This is a genomic window from Peribacillus saganii, from assembly GCF_003429095.1.
GTDB classification, from domain to species: Bacteria; Bacillota; Bacilli; order Bacillales; family DSM-1321; genus Peribacillus; species Peribacillus saganii.
In genome coordinates, this window is the sequence record NZ_QVTE01000076.1 from 1 (window position 1) to 1,824 (window position 1,824).

At 37.4% G+C, this 1,824-nt stretch carries 1 protein-coding gene; it reads right to left on the reverse strand.

The annotated features are described in order from the left end of the window. Window positions 1-57 precede the first annotated feature (57 nt). Window positions 58-1,386, reverse strand: a complete 1,329-nt coding sequence (ltrA, locus tag D0469_RS20545; RefSeq protein ID WP_117328572.1) for a group II intron reverse transcriptase/maturase — start codon at window positions 1,384-1,386, stop codon at window positions 58-60. Window positions 1,387-1,824: the final 438 nt, after the last annotated feature.

Here is a 1,824-nt window from a genome sequence, read left to right on the forward strand (position 1 = left end):
CCCCCTCACAGAACCGTGCTTGCACTATTAATGCACACGGCTCCTCCTAGTCACCATTTACAGAATGTAGCTAATCTCTTTTCTTAAGTCATATATATTCACTTTAATTCTTGGTGAAGGTAATGGATATTTATGAAGAAAGAGGCTGAATTTATCCCAAGTAAAGGATTTTCTTTGACTTCTTCTATTGAGCCATTTAAACAGTAAGTATTCGATTTTGTCTTTAAAGTTGCTAACACTTTGAGTGTTATCAGTGATGCAGTAATAGTTGTAATAACCAACGAGCGAGCGTTTAAATCTATCCATAATCATATGAATATCTTTATTTCTATTACTCTTCAACCATTCTTTACATTCTCTGAGTTTGCCTTGGACTTTCTTCCTGCTTGATTTCCGTTTTACTCGGAACTTGCCTTGTTTACTTTTCCCACAGTAATGTGTAAAGCCAAGGAAATCGAAGGTATCTGGTTTACTTCTCCCCTTTTGAATTGCATTTGTCTCCGCAAATCGCCCAAAGGGAATAATTTTGGTTTTGTCCTCAGCTATTTCTAAGTTAAATTTCTTTAACCTCAACTTTAACGAATGGAAGAATTGCTCAGCTTCACTTTTATATTGAAAACAACAAACAAAATCATCTGCATATCTCACGATGTATGCTTGTCCTTTACACTGTTTCCTAACCCTTTTCTCAAACCACAGGTCAAGGACGTAATGAAGGTATACGTTGGCTAATATCGGAGATATTACTCCACCTTGCGGTGTGCCAGTGTCTGTCTTGTATTTCTTACCTTCCTCCATATATCCACCTTTAAGAAATCTTCCTATTATTCTTAGGAGGTTAGGGTCTGCGATTCGCAGTTTTAAGAACTCCATCATCCATGTGTGTTCAACGTTGTCAAAGAATCCTTTAATATCTACATCTACTACATAATTTACTGACCTCTTTTCAATATAGTGGTTCAGTATTTTCAAGGCATCGTGGCAATTACGATTTGGTCGGAATCCAAATGAGCAGTCTAGAAAATCATTTTCATAGATGGTAGTTAGTATTTTCGTAATGCCTTTTTGAACAATCTTATCTTCATGTTCAGGTATTCCCAATGGTCTTTTCCTGTTTGAATTGAGTTTTGGAATATACATTCTCCTTACTGGAACAGGACGATAACTTTTACTTTTAAGCCTATTTACTAAATCCTCTATGTTTTCTTTTAGATTTTCACTGTATTGCTCTTTAGTTGTACCAATAATCCCAGTTGCCTTTTTGTTAGGTAACTCATAATGACATTGAACTAGTGATTGCTCATTTAATAAATGTGCAAGAGATGTAAATTTCATTTTAGGATCAAATTTTGCTAATTCTGCTATCCTTAGTAGTTTTGTTTCCATTTATTGTACCTACCTCAGTGTGTAGTAAATGTATCCCTAGTAAGGGTGATAACTGGTAGCTAGCCTTTCCTCCATCGGCATTACCCAACTTCATTGGTACTACGCTGCTATCCGACTCCCTACACGGCATTTGGTTTCCTTGCTTATTATCGCTTGTACACCATACTCTTCTTCAAAAAAAAGACCGTTAGGGTCTCCCGAGTTGCCGTATCATATCAATGTATAACGTGCCAAGGTCTCTGACTCCAGAGAGGTTTTATCCTTCTTGCCCTTAACGAAAGATAAAATGTAGCTTTCTGCTGTGCGTAAGGCATCAGCCCTCTCGATTTACTAACATTATGGAGCTCAATCCCTTCAACCATTTGGCTTTCGGCCCGTTACCTAACTGTCTACGCTTAAAAGCTAAAGTTACCTTTAGCCCTCCAAGACTCGCTACGA

Coding starts and splice junctions, on each gene's coding strand:
- ltrA (WP_117328572.1), bottom strand. CDS start 1,386: ATGGAAACAAAACTACTAAGGATAGCAGAATTAGCAAAATTTGATCCT.